The sequence below is a fragment of the Pseudomonas gingeri genome (genome assembly GCF_013386115.1).
Classification (GTDB): domain Bacteria; phylum Pseudomonadota; class Gammaproteobacteria; order Pseudomonadales; family Pseudomonadaceae; genus Aquipseudomonas; species Aquipseudomonas gingeri.
This window is the reverse complement of the sequence record NZ_JACAOR010000019.1, coordinates 26,407-43,059: the sequence shown is the minus strand read 5'-3', so window position 1 is coordinate 43,059 and position 16,653 is coordinate 26,407. Positions and strand designations below refer to the sequence as shown.

The 16,653-nt window shown below is 63.1% G+C and carries 16 protein-coding genes; 14 read left to right on the top strand and 2 right to left on the bottom strand.

Going from position 1 to position 16,653, the window contains the following annotated elements; all coding sequences use genetic code 11:
- Positions 1-131: 131 nt before the first annotated feature.
- The 14 genes from flhA to HX881_RS31430 all read left to right on the top strand — a co-directional run bounded on the left by flhA (position 132) and on the right by HX881_RS31430 (position 14,519).
- Positions 132-2,261: a flagellar biosynthesis protein FlhA gene (gene flhA, locus HX881_RS31495; protein WP_017124411.1), complete on the top strand. Its 2,130-nt coding sequence runs from the start codon at positions 132-134 to the stop codon at positions 2,259-2,261.
- 11 nt (positions 2,262-2,272) lie between these two features.
- Positions 2,273-3,601, top strand: coding sequence for a flagellar biosynthesis GTPase FlhF (gene flhF, locus HX881_RS31490; RefSeq protein ID WP_017124410.1), 1,329 nt, complete (start codon positions 2,273-2,275; stop codon positions 3,599-3,601).
- A gap of 121 nt (positions 3,602-3,722) precedes the next feature.
- Positions 3,723-4,556: a flagellar synthesis regulator FleN gene (fleN, locus tag HX881_RS31485; protein WP_017124409.1), complete on the top strand. Its 834-nt coding sequence runs from the start codon at positions 3,723-3,725 to the stop codon at positions 4,554-4,556.
- The gene (fliA, locus tag HX881_RS31480) at positions 4,553-5,293 is read left to right on the top strand and encodes an RNA polymerase sigma factor FliA (protein ID WP_017124408.1); all 741 of its coding nucleotides are present in this window, start codon (positions 4,553-4,555) and stop codon (positions 5,291-5,293) included. Before fleN ends, fliA begins: the two co-directional genes overlap by 4 nt.
- Positions 5,294-5,467: 174 nt before the next feature.
- Complete coding sequence (locus tag HX881_RS31475; protein WP_003183998.1) at positions 5,468-5,839, top strand: chemotaxis response regulator CheY; 372 nt, start codon at positions 5,468-5,470, stop codon at positions 5,837-5,839.
- Between the two features lie 22 nt (positions 5,840-5,861).
- Positions 5,862-6,650 (top strand): protein phosphatase CheZ, encoded by a 789-nt coding sequence (locus tag HX881_RS31470; RefSeq protein WP_017124407.1) that lies wholly within the window; start codon positions 5,862-5,864, stop codon positions 6,648-6,650.
- A 14-nt stretch (positions 6,651-6,664) separates the two neighbouring features.
- Complete coding sequence (locus HX881_RS31465; RefSeq protein WP_177088494.1) at positions 6,665-8,944, top strand: chemotaxis protein CheA; 2,280 nt, start codon at positions 6,665-6,667, stop codon at positions 8,942-8,944.
- 52 nt (positions 8,945-8,996) lie between these two features.
- Entirely contained in the window at positions 8,997-10,136 is a 1,140-nt protein-coding gene (locus HX881_RS31460) for a protein-glutamate methylesterase/protein-glutamine glutaminase (protein WP_177088492.1), read from the top strand.
- On the top strand, positions 10,136-10,876 hold the full coding sequence (locus HX881_RS31455) for a flagellar motor protein (protein WP_017124405.1): 741 nt from the start codon (positions 10,136-10,138) through the stop codon (positions 10,874-10,876). Before HX881_RS31460 ends, HX881_RS31455 begins: the two co-directional genes overlap by 1 nt.
- Positions 10,877-10,887: 11 nt before the next feature.
- Entirely contained in the window at positions 10,888-11,775 is an 888-nt protein-coding gene (motD, locus tag HX881_RS31450; RefSeq protein ID WP_017124404.1) for a flagellar motor protein MotD, read from the top strand.
- A gap of 52 nt (positions 11,776-11,827) precedes the next feature.
- Positions 11,828-12,616, top strand: a complete 789-nt coding sequence (locus HX881_RS31445) for a ParA family protein (protein ID WP_017124403.1) — start codon at positions 11,828-11,830, stop codon at positions 12,614-12,616.
- An 84-nt stretch (positions 12,617-12,700) separates the two neighbouring features.
- Positions 12,701-13,567 (top strand): CheW domain-containing protein, encoded by an 867-nt coding sequence (locus HX881_RS31440; protein WP_177088490.1) that lies wholly within the window; start codon positions 12,701-12,703, stop codon positions 13,565-13,567.
- A 76-nt stretch (positions 13,568-13,643) separates the two neighbouring features.
- Positions 13,644-14,126 (top strand): chemotaxis protein CheW, encoded by a 483-nt coding sequence (locus tag HX881_RS31435; protein ID WP_017124401.1) that lies wholly within the window; start codon positions 13,644-13,646, stop codon positions 14,124-14,126.
- Positions 14,127-14,519 (top strand): DUF2802 domain-containing protein, encoded by a 393-nt coding sequence (locus tag HX881_RS31430; protein WP_017124400.1) that lies wholly within the window; start codon positions 14,127-14,129, stop codon positions 14,517-14,519.
- Positions 14,520-14,654: 135 nt separating this feature from the next.
- Here the strand turns inward: HX881_RS31430 and HX881_RS31425 are convergent, their stop codons facing one another.
- Positions 14,655-14,984 (bottom strand): EscU/YscU/HrcU family type III secretion system export apparatus switch protein, encoded by a 330-nt coding sequence (locus HX881_RS31425; RefSeq protein WP_017124399.1) that lies wholly within the window; start codon positions 14,982-14,984, stop codon positions 14,655-14,657.
- Complete coding sequence (gene fliK / locus HX881_RS31420; protein ID WP_177088488.1) at positions 14,981-16,552, bottom strand: flagellar hook-length control protein FliK; 1,572 nt, start codon at positions 16,550-16,552, stop codon at positions 14,981-14,983. The genes HX881_RS31425 and fliK overlap by 4 nt, the downstream gene beginning before the upstream one ends.
- Positions 16,553-16,653 lie beyond the last annotated feature (101 nt).

Here is a 16,653-nt window from a genome sequence, read left to right as displayed (position 1 = left end):
ACATTTCTCCTGTCCGTCGATCGTCCCCCGCATTTTCAGTCACTTCCACAGAGTTGGAAGGTTTCTTGCACAAGCAGGTTTTGCGACGCTTTCAGCGTCAAAAGTTTGCTTCAAGGTGACGAGGAATACCGGTGGACCGCACTCAATTTATCAACACGGCGCGCAGCAATCTGAGTGGTCTCGGCCGGGGCAACCTGGGCGTGCCGCTGCTGCTGTTGGTCATGCTGGCGATGATGATGTTGCCAGTGCCGGCGTTCCTGCTGGACGTCTTCTTCACCTTCAACATCGCCCTGTCGATTGTCGTCCTGCTGGTCTGCGTCTACGCCCTGCGGCCGCTGGACTTCGCCGTCTTCCCGACCATCCTGCTGATCGCCACGCTGTTGCGCCTGGCCCTGAACGTGGCCTCCACCCGGGTGGTGATGCTCCACGGCCAGGACGGTCACGCCGCCGCGGGCAAGGTGATCCAGGCCTTCGGCGAGGTGGTGATCGGCGGTAACTACGTGGTCGGTATCGTGGTTTTCGCCATCCTGATGATCATCAACTTCGTCGTGGTGACCAAGGGTGCCGGGCGGATTTCCGAGGTCAGCGCGCGTTTCACCCTCGATGCGATGCCCGGCAAGCAGATGGCGATCGACGCCGACCTCAACGCCGGCCTGATCGATCAACCACAAGCCAAGCTGCGCCGCCTGGAAGTGGCCCAGGAGGCCGAGTTCTACGGCTCCATGGACGGTGCCAGCAAATTCGTCCGCGGTGACGCCATCGCCGGTTTGCTGATTCTATTCATCAACCTGATCGGCGGCATGGCGGTCGGTATCTTCCAGCACAACATGTCGTTTGCCGACGCCGGCAAGGTCTACGCCCTGCTGACCATCGGTGACGGTTTAGTGGCGCAGTTGCCATCACTGTTGTTATCCACAGCAGCGGCCATCATGGTGACCCGTGCTTCCGGCTCGGAAGACATGGGCAAGCAGATCAACCGGCAGATGTTCGCCTCGCCCAAGGCCCTCGGCGTGGCCGCCGGCCTGATGGCGGTGATGGGCCTGGTGCCGGGCATGCCGCACTTTTCCTTCCTCAGCCTGGCTCTGGTGGCAGGTGGCGCGGCTTACCTGCTGTGGAAAAAGCAGAACGTGGTCAAGGTCCAGGCCCTGGCCGAAGTGCAGCGCCAGCAGGAGCTCCTGCCGTCGCCGGCCCGCGCCATGGAAACCAAGGAGCTGGGCTGGGATGACGTCACGCCGATCGACATGATCGGCCTGGAAGTGGGTTATCGCCTGATTCCGCTGGTGGACCGCAACCAGGGCGGGCAATTGCTGGCGCGGATCAAGGGCGTGCGCAAGAAGCTGTCCCAGGATCTCGGCTTCCTGATGCCGACTGTGCATATTCGTGACAACCTCGACCTGGCGCCCAGTGCGTATCGCCTGACCCTGATGGGCGTGACCCTGGCCGAAGCGGAGATCTACCCGGATCGCGAACTGGCGATCAACCCGGGCCAGGTCTACGGCACCCTCAACGGCATTACCGCCAAGGACCCGGCCTTCGGCCTGGAGGCGGTCTGGATCGAGATCAGCCAGCGCGCCCAGGCGCAGTCGCTGGGCTACACGGTGGTGGACGCCAGTACGGTGGTGGCGACGCACCTCAACCAGATTCTCTACAAGCATTCCAGCGAGCTGATCGGCCACGAAGAAGTCCAGCAACTCATGCAACTGCTGGCCAAGGGCTCGCCGAAGCTGGCCGAGGAACTGGTGCCGGGCATCATTTCCCTGTCGCACCTGCTCAAGGTGCTGCAATGCCTGCTGGCCGAACACGTGCCGGTACGCGACATCCGCAGCATTGCCGAAGCCATCGCAAACAATGCCGCCAAGAGTCAAGATACTGCCGCTCTGGTGGCGGCAGTACGTGTCGGCTTGTCTCGCGCAATCGTCCAAAGCATTGTAGGGCTTGACTCCGAGCTGCCTGTGATCACCTTGGAACCAAGGTTGGAACAAATATTGCTCAATAGTCTGCAGAAGGCCGGACAAGGCTCGGAAGAGGGGGTTCTCCTGGAACCGAGCATGGCCGAAAAACTCCAGCGTTCACTGATCGACGCCGCCCAGCGCCAAGAGATGCAAGGGCAGCCGGTGATCCTGCTGGTGGCCGGTCCGGTTCGCGCGATGCTTTCGCGGTTCGGACGCCTGGCGGTACCAAGTCTGCATGTCTTGGCCTACCAGGAAATTCCGGACAACAAGCAAGTCACCATCGTTGCGACAGTAGGGCCCAACGGCTGAGGTAGTGGGTTATGCAAGTTAAGCGTTTTTTCGCCGCCGATATGCGTCAGGCCATGAAGCTGGTTCGTGATGAGCTGGGCTCGGACGCGGCCATCATCGGCAACCGCCGCATCGCGGGCGGTGTCGAGCTGACGGCTGCCCTGGACTACAAGCTCTCGGCCCTGGCGCCGCGTGTACCGAACATGGAGCTCGAGGACGAGCTGCGCAAGACCCAGTCGCGGATCGTCACCGCCCAGGCCGAACTGAGCCTGCGCAGCGAGGGCGAGAGCGATGCGACCACCAATCGCCAGTTGTTCGCCGGCCTGCCGCTGACCGCTGCCGAGCCGCTGATCGAACCGACTTTCGACGAGCCGCGTCGCCCGGCCCCGGCGCCTGTCGCGGCGGCCCCGGCGGTGGACCAGCGGGTCTTCGATTCGATGCGTTTCGAGCTCAACGGCCTGCGCGAGCTGCTGGAAGTCCAGCTCGGCTCCCTGGCCTGGAACCAGTTGCAAGGCAGCCAGCCGGCGCAGGCCAACCTCTGGCGCCGCCTGCAGCGTGTCGGCCTGTCCGGCCCGCTGTCGCGCGACCTGCTGGCACTGATCACCGGCATCGAAGAGCCGCGTCAGGCCTGGCGCATGCTGCTGGCGCACCTGGCCCGAATGATCGTCACCCCCGAGATCGAACCCTTGGAAGAGGGCGGGGTCATAGCCATGGTCGGTCCGGCCGGCATGGGCAAGACCACCACGCTGGCCAAGCTGGCGGCGCGCTACGTGCTCAAGTACGGCGCGCAGAACATCGCCCTGGTCAGCATGGACAGCTTCCGTATCGGTGCCCAGGAACAGCTCAAGACCCTGGGGCGGATCCTCAACGTACCCGTGACCCACGTCGACCCGGGCCAGTCCCTGGCGCAAGCCCTCGATCCGCTGCTGCGCAAGCGCGTGGTGCTGATCGATACCGCCGGCCTGCAGGCCAGCGACCCGGCGCTGCGCATGCAACTGGAAAGCCTGGCCGGACGCGGGATCAAGGCCAAGAATTACCTGGTCCTGGCCACGACCAGCCAGAAACAGGTGTTGACCGCCGCCTACCACAGCTACAAGCGCTGCGGGCTGGCTGGCTGCATCCTGACTAAACTGGATGAAACGGCGAGTCTCGGCGAAGTGTTGAGCCTGGCCATCAGCCACGAATTGCCGGTGGCCTATCTGACCGATGGTCCAAGGATTCCGGACGATCTGCATTTGCCGCGCCGCCACCAGCTGGTGAGCCGCGCAGTCAGTGTGCAAATGCAGGAAGAACCCAGCGAAGAGGCCATGGCCGATATGTTCGCTGACATCTACCACAGCCCGTCCAAACGAGTGGGTTGAGGTAATCATGAAGACGTTGCAATGCACCTACATCGATGGTCTGCCAGGCATTAGTTCCCTCCGGGAACGCGCAGCCAGTTATGTGGCCTTCCGTCTAAGCAAGACAAGGTAAGAAGAGAACATGGGCAGCATGCATCCCGTACAGGTGATCGCGGTGACCGGCGGCAAGGGTGGCGTCGGGAAGACTAACGTGTCAGTGAACTTGTCCCTGGCGCTGGCTGAGCTTGGCCGGCGGGTCATGCTGCTGGACGCCGACCTGGGGCTGGCGAATGTCGACGTCCTGCTGGGGCTGACCCCCAAACGCACCCTGGCCGACGTGGTCGAGGGGCGCTGTGAGTTGCGTGATGTGCTGTTGCAGGGGCCGGGCGGGATCCGTATCGTGCCAGCCGCCTCCGGCACCCAGAGCATGGTCCACCTGAGCCCGGCCCAGCATGCCGGCCTGATCCAGGCGTTCAGCGATATCGGCGACAACCTCGATGTGCTGGTGATCGACACCGCTGCGGGTATTGGTGACTCGGTAGTCAGTTTTGTCCGCGCGGCCCAGGAAGTCCTGCTGGTGGTCTGCGACGAGCCGACCTCGATCACCGACGCCTATGCCCTGATCAAGCTGCTCAACCGCGACTACGGCATGAACCGTTTCCGCGTGCTGGCCAACATGGCCCAGAGCCCCCAGGAAGGCCGCAATCTGTTCGCCAAGTTGACCAAGGTCACGGATCGCTTCCTCGATGTAGCCCTACAATACGTCGGTGCCGTTCCCTATGATGAATGCGTACGCAAGGCCGTGCAGAAGCAGCGCGCGGTCTACGAAGCGTTCCCTCGTTCGAAATGCGCCCTGGCGTTCAAGGCCATTGCCCAGAAGGTCGACACCTGGCCGTTGCCCGCCAACCCACGCGGGCACCTGGAGTTCTTCGTCGAACGTCTGGTGCATCAGACGAGTGCGGGACCAGTGCTATGACTGCCAGTGGCTATCGCATGTATTCCAAGTCGTCGCGTGACAGCCAGTATGAGTTGATCGAGCGTTATGCGCCTCTGGTCAAGCGGATCGCCTATCACTTGCTGGCGCGGCTGCCGGCCAGTGTGCAGGTCGAGGACCTGATCCAGGCGGGCATGATCGGCCTGCTGGAAGTCTCGACCAAGTATGACTCCAGCAAAGGTGCGAGTTTCGAGACCTATGCCGGTATCCGGATTCGCGGCGCGATGCTCGATGAGGTCCGCAAGGGCGACTGGGCACCCCGTTCGGTACACCGCAATACCCGTATGGTCAGTGACGCAATCAGGGCAATTGAAGCGAAAACCGGTCGTGACGCTAAAGATCACGAGGTTGCAGCCGAACTCCAATTGAGTCTCGACGATTATTACGGGATTTTGAACGATACCTTGGGCAGCCGATTGTTCAGTTTCGACGACCTGTTGCAGGACGGCGAGCATGAAGGGCTGCACGAGGATGGCGCGAGTGCTCATCTCGAGCCGTCACGCGATCTGGAGGATGAACGCTTCCAGGCGGCGCTGGCGGATGCGATTGCCAATTTGCCGGAGCGTGAGCGACTGGTCTTGGCGCTGTACTACGACGAGGAGCTGAACCTCAAGGAAATCGGTGAGGTACTGGGGGTCAGCGAATCGCGAGTCAGCCAGTTACACAGCCAGTGCGCGGCCCGCTTGCGGGGGCGTTTGGGAGAGTGGCGAGCGCGTTGACAGGCAGTGTGGGGACACTGCGAACGAGACCGATGCAGCGTTTGACGGTGTGTCGGCGGCTCGGCCGGTTGTGGTTTCCATGCAGTAGTCGAGTGTTGTGCCGAATTGATTGAACAGCGCGTTCAGGTGCTGAAACGCGTTTAAGACTGCTTGGAGGTCGAATTGAACAAGAACATGAAAATCCTCATTGTTGATGACTTCTCAACGATGCGGCGGATCATCAAGAACCTGTTGCGTGACCTCGGGTTCACCAACACGGTCGAGGCCGATGACGGTACTACCGCCATTCCGGTCCTCAACAGCGGTAGCATCGACTTTCTGGTCACCGACTGGAACATGCCCGGCATGACCGGCATCGACCTGCTGCGCCACGTGCGTGCCGATGAAAAGCTCAAGCACCTGCCGGTCCTGATGGTCACGGCCGAAGCCAAGCGCGAGCAGATCATCGAAGCCGCCCAGGCCGGCGTCAACGGCTATGTGGTCAAACCATTCACGGCCCAGGCGCTGAAAGAGAAGATCGAAAAGATCTTCGAACGCATCGGTTGATGAAGTCCGCCACGGGGGCGCTATGGAGCACAACGAATCTTCACTGGGCGATTTTGAATCGACCCTGAAAAAACATGCCCGTGAACTGGTCGACAGCCTTGAAAAAGGCCGTTTCGGCGATGCGGTGCAAATGATCCATGAGCTGAACCAGACCCGTGACCGCGGCCTGTATCTGGAAGTCGGCAAGCTGACCCGCGAGCTGCACAGTGCGATCGTCAATTTCCAGATTGACCCGACCATGCCGCAAGCCGAGGAAGTTTCGCAGATCACCGACGCCACCGAGCGCCTGTCCTATGTGGTCAGGCTGACCGAGGCGGCGGCCAATCGCACCATGGACCTGGTGGAGAGCGCGACCCCGCGGGTCAGTGGCCTGAACGAGGAAGCCAAGGCCCTGAGCGCCGACTGGGGTCGCTTCATGCGGCGTGAAGTCGGTGCCGAAGAGTTTCGCGCACTGGCCCGGCGGGTCGACGGTTTCCTTTCGCGCAGCGAGCAGGAGACCCGTGCGGTATCGAGCGATCTCAACGACATCCTGCTGGCCCAGGATTACCAGGACCTTACCGGCCAGGTGATCAAGCGCGTCACGCAGATGGTCACCGAAGTCGAAAGCAATCTGCTCAAACTGGTGCTGATGGCCAGCCAGGTGGATCGTTTTGCGGGTATCGAACATGACCGCGAAGCCATCCTCGCGGAAAAAGATCCACAAAAACAGATGGCAAAGGGTGAAGGTCCGCAGATTCATGCCGATAAACGTGAAGACGTTATGTCCGGTCAGGACGATGTCGACGATTTGCTTTCCAGCCTTGGATTCTAGGAGCACCCATACACATGAGCTTCGGCGCCGATGAAGAGATCCTTCAGGATTTCCTGGTTGAGGCCGGCGAGATTCTTGAGCAACTGTCCGAGCAACTGGTCGAGCTGGAAAGCCGCCCGGATGACGCGGATCTGCTCAATGCCATTTTTCGCGGTTTTCACACTGTAAAAGGGGGCGCCGGCTTCCTCCAGCTCAACGAGCTGGTGGAGTGCTGTCACATCGCCGAGAACGTGTTCGACATCCTGCGCAAGGGTGAGCGTCGCGTCGACTCGGAACTGATGGACGTGGTCCTGGAAGCGCTGGACGCGGTCAACGGCATGTTCGGCGAAGTCCGCGAACGTAGCCCGATCACCGCGGCCACCCCGGAACTGCTGGCCGCCCTGGCGCGCCTGGCGGAGCCGGCTGCTGCTGGTGAAGCACCGGCTGCCGTGGTGGAGGAAGCGGTCGTCGAGCCGGTCGCCGAAAGCGATTCCGGCGACATCACCGACAATGAATTCGAACTGCTCCTCGACTCGCTCAACGCGGTCAAGGAACAGGCACAGGCGCCCGCGGCGCCAGCCCCGGTCGCCGCCGAAGCGGGTAGCGACGAGATCACCGACGCCGAGTTCGAGTCGTTGCTCGATCAGTTGCACGGCAAGGGCCAGTTCGCCCCCGAGGCTATTGCCGCCGAAGCCGCCGCAGCGGCGAGCGCGGCGGCCGCACCGGCCTCGACGGCGGAAAGCTCCGATATCACCGACGACGAATTCGAAGCCCTGCTCGACCAGTTGCATGGCAAGGGTTCGTTCAAGGTCGACGCCCTCGACGCGGCAGCGGCTTCCGCGCCGGCGGCGAAAGCCCCGGACAGCGCGGCTGCAGCGGGCAGCGACCTGATCACCGACCACGAGTTCGAATCCCTGCTCGACGAGTTGCACGGCAAGGGCAAGTTCTCCGAAGTGGCGGGTGGCACCACGGCGGCTGTGGCAGCACCGGCAGCGGCCGCAGCCAAGCCGGCTGCGGCGCCTGCGGCCAAGGTGGAAGCCAAGGCCGAGCCGGCCAAACCAGCGCCTGCTCCCGCTGCTGCTGCTGCTGCGCCTGCCCCCGCGCGGGCTCCGGCGGCAGCGGCGGCGGAAAAGCCAGCCAGTGAAGCCGAGACCACCGTACGGGTCGATACCGCACGCCTCGACGAGATCATGAACATGGTCGGCGAGTTGGTGCTGGTGCGTAACCGTCTGGTGCGCCTGGGCCTCAACAGCGGCGACGAAGCCATGTCCAAGGCGGTGTCCAACCTCGACGTGGTGACTGCCGACCTGCAGACCGCGGTGATGAAGACCCGCATGCAGCCGATCAAGAAAGTCTTCGGCCGCTTCCCGCGCCTGGTTCGCGACCTGGCCCGGCAGCTGAAGAAAGAGATCAACCTGGAACTGGTGGGTGAAGAGACCGACCTCGACAAGAACCTTGTCGAGGCCCTGGCCGACCCGCTGGTCCACCTGGTGCGCAACTCGGTCGACCACGGTATCGAAGAGCCGGCCGATCGCGAAGCCATGGGCAAGCCCCGCAGCGGTCGGGTCGTGCTCTCGGCTGAACAGGAAGGCGACCACATCCTGCTGTCGATCTCCGATGACGGCAAGGGCATGGACGCCGATGTGCTGCGCGGCATCGCCGTGAAGAAAGGCCTGATGGACAAGGATGCGGCTGACCGTCTCAGCGAGACCGACTGCTTCAACCTGATCTTCGCCCCGGGCTTCTCGACCAAGACCGAGATTTCCGACGTGTCCGGTCGTGGCGTGGGCATGGACGTGGTGAAAACCAAGATCGCCCAGCTCAACGGCACCATCAATATCTACTCGACCAAGGGCAAGGGCTCGAAGATCGTCATCAAGGTCCCGTTGACCCTGGCGATCATGCCGACCCTGATGGTCATGCTCGGCAACCAGGCCTTTGCGTTCCCGCTGGTCAACGTCAACGAGATCTTCCACCTCGACCTGTCGCGCACCAACGTGGTCGACGGCCAGGAAGTGGTGATCGTGCGGGACAAGGCCCTGCCGCTGTTCTACCTCAAGCGCTGGCTGGTCAGCTCTGCCGCTCACGAAGAGCAGCGCGAAGGCCATGTGGTGATCCTTTCGGTGGGCACCCAGCGGATCGGCTTCGTCGTCGATCAACTGGTCGGCCAGGAAGAAGTGGTCATCAAGCCGCTGGGCAAAATGCTGCAGGGAACCCCGGGCATGTCGGGCGCCACCATCACCGGTGACGGTCGCATCGCGCTGATTCTCGATGTGCCGAGCATGCTCAAGCGTTACGCCGCACGGCGTATTTGATTCTGGTTCGGCGGCGGTGCATGAGTCCGCCGCCGTACCTAACGGAGTGTTTATGGTAGTCAAGGTCCTGGTGGTGGATGATTCGGGGTTTTTCCGCCGCCGCGTCTCGGAAATTCTTTCGGCGGATCCGAGCATCCAGGTTGTCGGCACGGCGACCAACGGTAAAGAAGCCATCGATCAGGCCCAGGCGCTCAAGCCGGACGTGATCACCATGGACTACGAGATGCCGATGATGGATGGCATCACGGCGGTGCGGCATATCATGCAGCGCTGTCCGACTCCGGTTCTGATGTTCTCGTCCCTGACCCATGAAGGCGCGCGGGTCACCCTCGACGCGCTGGATGCCGGGGCCGTGGACTTCCTGCCGAAGAATTTCGAAGACATCTCGCGCAATCCCGAGAAGGTCAAGCAATTGCTGTGCGAGAAGGTGCACAGCATTTCGCGCAGCAACCGTCGTTTCAGCAGCTACAGTGCTCCGGCCTCGCCTTCAACCCCGGCGCCGAGTGCCGCTCCGGCTTCTTCGGGCAGCTTTGGCAGCAGCGCCGCGGCGCCGGCTCCCGTGCGCACCACGCCAGTGGCCAGCCGTGCTCCAGCGCCAGCCGCATCGACCTCGGCCGCACCGAAGCGCAAGGCCTACAAGCTGGTCGCCATCGGCACTTCCACCGGCGGTCCGGTTGCGCTGCAACGCGTCCTGACACAACTGCCGGCCAACTTCCCGGCGCCGATCGTGCTGATCCAGCATATGCCGGCGGCCTTCACCAAGGCCTTCGCCGAGCGCCTGGACAAGCTCTGCCGGATCAGCGTCAAGGAAGCCGAGGATGGCGACATCCTGCGTCCGGGCCTGGCGTTGCTGGCTCCGGGTGGCAAGCAGATGATGATCGACGGTCGTGGCGCGGTGAAGATTCTGCCGGGCGACGAGCGCCTGAACTACAAACCGTGTGTGGATATCACCTTCGGTTCCGCGGCCAAGTCCTATGGTGACAAAGTTCTGGCGGTGGTGCTGACCGGCATGGGCGCCGACGGCCGCGAAGGCGCGCGCCTGCTCAAGCAGGGCGGCAGTGCGATCTGGGCCCAGGACGAGGCGAGCTGCGTGATCTACGGCATGCCGATGGCGATCGTCAAGGCCGAGCTGGCTGATGCCGTGTACAGCCTGGACGATATCGGCAAACATCTGGTCGAGGCTTGTCTCTGATGGATGTGTTGAGCCTTATCGGCATCATCATGGCGTTTGTCGCCATTATCGGCGGCAACTACCTCGAAGGCGGCCACCTCGGCGCCCTGGCCAACGGCCCGGCGGCGCTCATCGTGCTGGGCGGGACCATCGGCGCGGCCTTGCTGCAGTCGCCGATGAGCGCGTTCAAGCGGGCCATGCAGATTCTCGGCTGGATCCTGTTCCCGCCCCGCGTCGACCTGCCCGGTGGCATCGATCGTGTGGTGAACTGGAGCCTGACGGCGCGCAAGGAGGGCCTGCTGGGCCTGGAAGGCGTGGCGGATGCCGAACCGGACACCTATTCGCGTAAGGGCCTGCAATTGCTGGTCGACGGCGCCGAACCGGAAGCCATCCGCAGTATCCTCGAGGTGGATTTCTACACCCAGGAGAGCCGCGATATCGAAGCCGCCAAGGTCTTCGAGAGCATGGGCGGCTATGCGCCGACCATCGGTATCATCGGTGCGGTCATGGGCCTGATCCACGTAATGGGCAACCTCGGTGACCCGTCGCAACTGGGCAACGGCATCGCCGTGGCGTTCGTCGCGACCATCTATGGCGTAGCCAGTGCCAACCTGGTGCTGTTGCCGATTGCCAGCAAACTGAAGTCGATCGCCCTGCGCCAGTCGCGTTATCGGGAAATGCTCCTCGAAGGCATCCTGTCGATCGCCGAAGGCGAGAACCCGCGCTCCATTGAACTGAAGCTCCAGGGCTTCATGGACTGATGGAGTAGGACATGGCCAGACGCCGCCAACACGAAGAGCATGTGAACCACGAGCGCTGGCTGGTTTCCTACGCCGACTTCATCACCCTGCTGTTCGCCTTTTTCGTGGTCATGTACTCGATTTCGTCGATCAACGAAGGCAAGTACAAGATCATCTCCCAGGCCCTGGTCGGCGTCTTCACCGATGCCGATCGCAGCCTCAAGCCGATCCCCATCGGCGACGAGCGACCGGTGACCGTCAAGCCGGCGGACCCGCTGATCAAGGACGCCGACCAGACCGACGCGGCCTTCGGCCAGGGTGCGGCGGATCCGCTCAAGAGCATTGCCGACGATATCAGCGCGGCGTTCGGCGATCTGATCAGTTCCAACCAGATGACCGTGCGCGGCAACGAGTTGTGGGTCGAGATCGAACTCAATTCCGGCCTGTTGTTCGGCAGCGGCGACGCCTTGCCCAGCGACAAGGCCTTCGACATCATCGCCAAGGTGTCGAAGATCCTCAAACCCTTCGACAACCCGATCCATGTCGAGGGGTTTACCGATGACCAGCCGATCCGCACGGCGCAATACCCGACCAACTGGGAGCTGTCCTCGGCGCGTTCGTCGAGTATCGTGCGGATGATGGCGATGGAAGGGGTCAATCCGCAGCGGATGGCGTCGGTCGGTTACGGCGAGTTCCAGCCGGTGGCCAACAATGCCACGGCGGAAGGCCGGGCGCGCAATCGCCGGGTGGTGCTGGTGGTGTCGCGCAACCTGGATGTGCGCCGCAGCCTGACCGGCACGGGGACCGCCCATGCGACACCCGATGCGGCACTTAAGCGGGCTGGCACACAAACTGCACCGCCAGCGGTAAAGCAAGCGGTACGCGAGAATGCCGTCAAATCTCCGGCACCTGCTCTATAACTTAGCGCTATTTCTCGGCGAGCCTGATGCTTTGCCGGGAGGAACACACTGAATGAGAGTCTGGGCAGTAGCCAATCAAAAAGGTGGCGTCGGTAAGACCACTTCCTCCATCGCTTTAGCCGGCTTGCTGGCCGAGGCGGGCAAGCGCGTGGTCGTCGTCGACCTCGATCCGCACGGCTCGATGACCAGCTACTTCGGCTACGATCCAGACACCCTGGAGCACAGCAACTTCGATCTGTTCCAGCACAAGGGCCAGGTGCCTGAAGGCCTGCCCGGGCAGTTGCTGCTGTCGACCAGTGACGAACGCATTTCCCTGTTGCCTTCCAGCACCGCGCTGGCGACCCTCGAGCGCCTGTCGCCGGGCCAGAGCGGGCTGGGCCTGGTGATCGCCAAGAGCCTGGCGCAGTTGTGGCAGGATTTCGATTATGCGGTGATCGACAGCCCGCCACTGCTCGGCGTGCTGATGGTCAATGCCCTGGCGGCCAGCCAGCAGCTGGTGGTGCCGGTGCAGACCGAACACCTGGCGGTGAAGGGCCTGGAACGCATGGTCAACACCCTGGCGATGATCAACCGCTCGCGCAAGCAGGCCTTGCCCTACACGATCATTCCGACCCTGTTCGACCGGCGGACCCAGGCGTCCATGGGCACCCTGCGGGTGCTGCGCGACAAGTTCCCGGATGCGATCTGGCAAGGCTACATTCCGGTCGACACGCGCCTGCGTGACGCCAGCCGGGCCGGGGTCACGCCGTCGCAGTTCGACGGCAAGAGCCGTGGCGTGCTGGCTTACCGGGCATTGCTCAAACATCTGCTGACCCAGCAGCTCGTACCGCAGGTGGCCTGACATGATGTATTGCTCAAGTCGCCTGCCGGTCCCGCCGATAACCCCTACAGGTCACTGTAGCGGGGCATCTCCATGGGCATCCAGATGAACCGTCCTGTCGACATCACGACCCGTCCGCAGGTGGCGCTGCAATCCTATCTGGATGCATTGCTGCAGGAGGCGACCGAAGAACTGCCGGTGGCGCTCGCCGCAGAGCCCGAGATCACAGTCCCGGTTGCGGTCGAACCCGAGCCGGTCAGCGAACTGGATGAATTCCAGGCGGCGGTACTGGAAGAACAGGCCCGCGACGCCATGGCCGCCCAGGCGCTGGTCGCGCCTGTAGCGCTTGCGCCCGTTCCGGCGCCGGTCGAGGTGGCCGTCGAGTTGCCCGTGGCCCGCCCGGTCGCCCCGGTGCTGGTGGAACCGGTGGTCGAGGTGCATCTGCCTCCGGCCCAGAACATCACGCCGCCGCCGGTCGAAGGTGATGCGCGTCCGCATTGGGCCGCCGAGCCGTTCGAATGCCTGTTGTTCGATGTCGCCGGGCTGACCCTGGCGGTGCCGCTGGTGTGCCTGGGGTCGATCTACTCCCTGGCCGGTCATGAGCTGACACCGTTGTTCGGCCAGCCGGACTGGTTCCTCGGCATCCTGCCGAGCCAGGCCGGTAATCTGAAGGTACTGGACACCGCTCGCTGGGTGATGCCTGATCGCTATCGCGACGACTTCCGCCAGGGGCTGCAATACGTTATTTCGGTACAGGGCTACGAATGGGGGCTGGCGGTGCATCAGGTCAGTCGCTCGTTGCGCCTGGACCCCAATGAAATCAAATGGCGCTCTCATCGTGGGCAGCGGCCGTGGCTGGCGGGCACGGTCATCGAACACATGTGTGCGCTGCTGGACGTCTCCGAACTGGCCGAGTTGATCGCCAGCGGTGCGGTCAAGCACATGCAGTTGAACAAGCCAACCAACAAATAACAGCGCCAGGGCGGTTATCGCGCCCGGGCGTCAGACAGCACACACACCGTATCAACGGTAATCGAGGGGCAGGGGTATGAATAAGTCAGCGTCTTCACAGGGTTCCGATGATCCAATCCTGCAGTGGGTGACGTTCAAGCTGGACAACGAGTCCTACGGCATCAACGTGATGCGGGTCCAGGAAGTCCTGCGTTATACCGAGATCGCCCCGGTACCGGGTGCGCCGAGCTACGTGCTGGGGATCATCAACCTGCGCGGCAACGTCGTCACCGTGATCGACACCCGCCAGCGTTTCGGCCTGGTGCCGACCGAAGTCAACGACAACACCCGTATCGTCATCATCGAAGCCGACAAGCAAGTGGTCGGGATCATGGTCGACAGCGTGGCGGAAGTGGTTTACCTGCGTCAGTCGGAAGTCGAGACCGCACCGAACGTCGGTAACGAAGAGTCGGCCAAGTTCATCCAGGGCGTGTGCAACAAGAACGGCGAGTTGCTGATCCTGGTGGAGCTGGACAAGATGATGAGCGAAGAAGAATGGTCCGAGCTGGAGAGCATCTGATTGATTCTTGAGGTTGCAGTCATCCTCCTGGCCCTGTTGTGGGCCGGGACGCTGGGCATGTTCCTGGCCTACACCCGTGGTCAGCGGCAGATCGCCGCGCAGCAGGCCGAGGGCGATGCGTTGCGCGACCAGCGCATCAAGGAACTGGCCCGGCGGGTCGACAATTTCCAGAACGGCACGGTGCGCATGGGCGAAGACCTGCACGAACTGCGCGCGGTGGTCGGCCCCTTGCCGGACAAGCTGGCGCAACTGGAGCAGCGTGATCCTTCGACCCTGTCCTTCGCCCAGGCTGCCCGGCTGGTCGGCATGGGGGCCAGCGTCGACGAACTGACCCAGTCCTGCGGCCTGACCCAGGCCGAGGCGGAACTGATGAGCAAGCTGCATCGCAATTGATGGGCTAGACCTACGCTGATCGTTCCCACGCTCCAGCGTGGGAATGCCTTACGGGACGCTCCGCGTCCGCTCAAAAGCTTCGCGCGCGATCCCGCTCCCACAGCGTCACGGCTGCAGGCCCTGTGGGAGCGATCATCAGTAGTCGTCTCCCCTGGCAGTCACATCCTTCTCCACCGCCGGCGCATCGGGGTCCTGTCCCTGGGGAAACTTGCCTTTCAAGCGCCAGGCGAAGGCGATGATCTCGGCAATGGTCCGGTACAACTCCTCCGGAATGCTGTCGCCCAGTTCCAGGCGGGCCAGCAGTTTCACCAGTTCGGCATTCTCGTAGATCGGCACTTCGTAGTCGCGGGCCAGCTTGAGGATGGCTTCGGCCAACTCTTCATCGCCCTTGGCGGTCAGGGTCGGGGCTTGCTGGCCATCGTACTTGAGGGCGATGGCCTGGCGCGGGGTATGCGGATTCTTCATGCGGTTTCGTCGACCCAGCGTTGTTCCAGTCGGGTTTGAGTGCCTTGTGGTGGCGTGCCCTGGTGGCAATCGAATTCGCCGACGCTCAGGCCGCTGTTGCGCAATTGTTCACGCAGCGCCCCCAGCTCGCTTTCGATCAGGCTGGCGGTGTAGGGCCGCTCGGCCCAGAGATGGCCGGACAGGTTGCCTTGCAGCAGTTGCGCCTGGACATGGAGCGGGCCCAGCGGGTCCAGGTCGAAGGCCAGTTCCACGCGCCATAGCGGCGCCTTCTGCTCGCGTTGCTCGGGTTTCTCGCCGGATTCCTTCTCCGGGGTTTCTTCGTGCTGGATCTTGATCTGCAGGGGCACGATGTCCTGCAGGTTGCGCATCGGGATTTCCAGTTGCCAGGTGGTCTGCAGGTTGCCGTCGGGCGTTCGGCCGGTCTGTTCCAGGCTCGACAGTTGATGGCTTTGCAGGCGCGAAACGGCCGCGGCGGCGAGACGCAGCAGGTTCTCCAGGCCGCCTTCGCCGGCCAGGCTCTGCAGCAGCCGCGAGGGCAGGGGAAAACTGACGGGCTCGGCCTTGCCGCCGACCTGCCCAAGCGCCCCCAGGGCACTGCGGACAAATCCCGGCAAGGCCTGGGCCAGCACGGCGGCGGAGGCACCCGGGTTGCTGGCCGGGGTGTCCGGTAACTGCGGCATGATCTGGGCGATCAGGCGCAACAGGTTGCCCTTGAGGTCAGGCGCCATGGCCGGGTTCTGTCCCAGCAACAGCCTGGCCTCGAGAAACAGTCCGCTGTTCTGCAGGGCCAGGGCCAGGCCCTTGGGGTTGCTCAACTGTGCGAGGTCGGGCAGATCGTCGAGCAGGGTGGCGATGGCGGCACGCAGGTCGGCGGGCAGGTCGTCTTTGCGCGGCAGGTTCTGCAGGCTGTTGATCAGGCTGTCCAGAGAGCCCTGGCGGCCTTGCTGGGCCAGCAGTTGCTGGGCCACCGCCAACTGGTCCTGGCGGCCGCTCAGCGGCACGAAGCTCAGGCTCTGCGAGTCCTGCACCAGGGCGCTGAGCAGGCTGCCGATACGCAGCGGTTGCGGACTGTCTAGGGCCAGGGTGGTGCCGCTCAGCACGGTATTGAGCAGGCTCACCAGCGAGCGATAGACCAGCGGTTGCCCCGGCACCTGCGGCAGCACCTGGCTGGTCATGACCTTGCCTTGCAGCAGGGTTCCGGCCGGCAGTTGCGTGGTGTCCAGGCGGGTCAGGGCGGCAACGCTGGCGCTGAGCGCCTGCTGCACGGTGATGGCCAGGTTGCCGGCCGAGGGTTGGGTCACGGTCAGTTGGGTGCCCTGGGGCAGCGGCTGGTTGCTGGTGGCCTGTACGGTGGTCTGGCGGCCATTGTCGGTGGTCAGCTTGAGCAACAGCTGGAAGGTCTGGTCGGCCTGCTTCAGCGACAGCACATCGGCCTTGGCGCTTTGCCCGGGAGCGATCAGTCCGTCGAGGGGCGGGGTCAGTTTCAGCAGTTCGCTGGCGAGGACCGCCGGACGGCTGCTGGCCTGGATCAACTGGGCCAGGGGAGTGATGTTGAGTTCGCCTGTCATCGGGTCGCAACCTGTCGAAATAGCCCTCTTTGGAGTAGGGCATGGCATGTATAATGCCGCGCCACCCCGAAAGTGTGTCCAAAATATCGCATAAATTGACA

Bases quoted from the DNA above. Each gene is read 5' to 3' on its own strand.
- flhF (WP_017124410.1), top strand. From the start codon at position 2,273: ATGCAAGTTAAGCGTTTTTTCGCCGCCGATATGCGTCAGGCCATGAAG.
- fleN (WP_017124409.1), top strand. From the start codon at position 3,723: ATGGGCAGCATGCATCCCGTACAGGTGATCGCGGTGACCGGCGGCAAG.
- fliA (WP_017124408.1), top strand. From the start codon at position 4,553: ATGACTGCCAGTGGCTATCGCATGTATTCCAAGTCGTCGCGTGACAGC.
- HX881_RS31475 (WP_003183998.1), top strand. From the start codon at position 5,468: ATGAAAATCCTCATTGTTGATGACTTCTCAACGATGCGGCGGATCATC.
- HX881_RS31470 (WP_017124407.1), top strand. From the start codon at position 5,862: ATGGAGCACAACGAATCTTCACTGGGCGATTTTGAATCGACCCTGAAA.
- HX881_RS31465 (WP_177088494.1), top strand. From the start codon at position 6,665: ATGAGCTTCGGCGCCGATGAAGAGATCCTTCAGGATTTCCTGGTTGAG.
- HX881_RS31460 (WP_177088492.1), top strand. From the start codon at position 8,997: ATGGTAGTCAAGGTCCTGGTGGTGGATGATTCGGGGTTTTTCCGCCGC.
- HX881_RS31455 (WP_017124405.1), top strand. From the start codon at position 10,136: ATGGATGTGTTGAGCCTTATCGGCATCATCATGGCGTTTGTCGCCATT.
- motD (WP_017124404.1), top strand. From the start codon at position 10,888: ATGGCCAGACGCCGCCAACACGAAGAGCATGTGAACCACGAGCGCTGG.
- HX881_RS31445 (WP_017124403.1), top strand. From the start codon at position 11,828: ATGAGAGTCTGGGCAGTAGCCAATCAAAAAGGTGGCGTCGGTAAGACC.
- HX881_RS31440 (WP_177088490.1), top strand. From the start codon at position 12,701: ATGAACCGTCCTGTCGACATCACGACCCGTCCGCAGGTGGCGCTGCAA.
- HX881_RS31435 (WP_017124401.1), top strand. From the start codon at position 13,644: ATGAATAAGTCAGCGTCTTCACAGGGTTCCGATGATCCAATCCTGCAG.
- HX881_RS31425 (WP_017124399.1), bottom strand. From the start codon at position 14,984: ATGAAGAATCCGCATACCCCGCGCCAGGCCATCGCCCTCAAGTACGAT.
- fliK (WP_177088488.1), bottom strand. From the start codon at position 16,552: ATGACAGGCGAACTCAACATCACTCCCCTGGCCCAGTTGATCCAGGCC.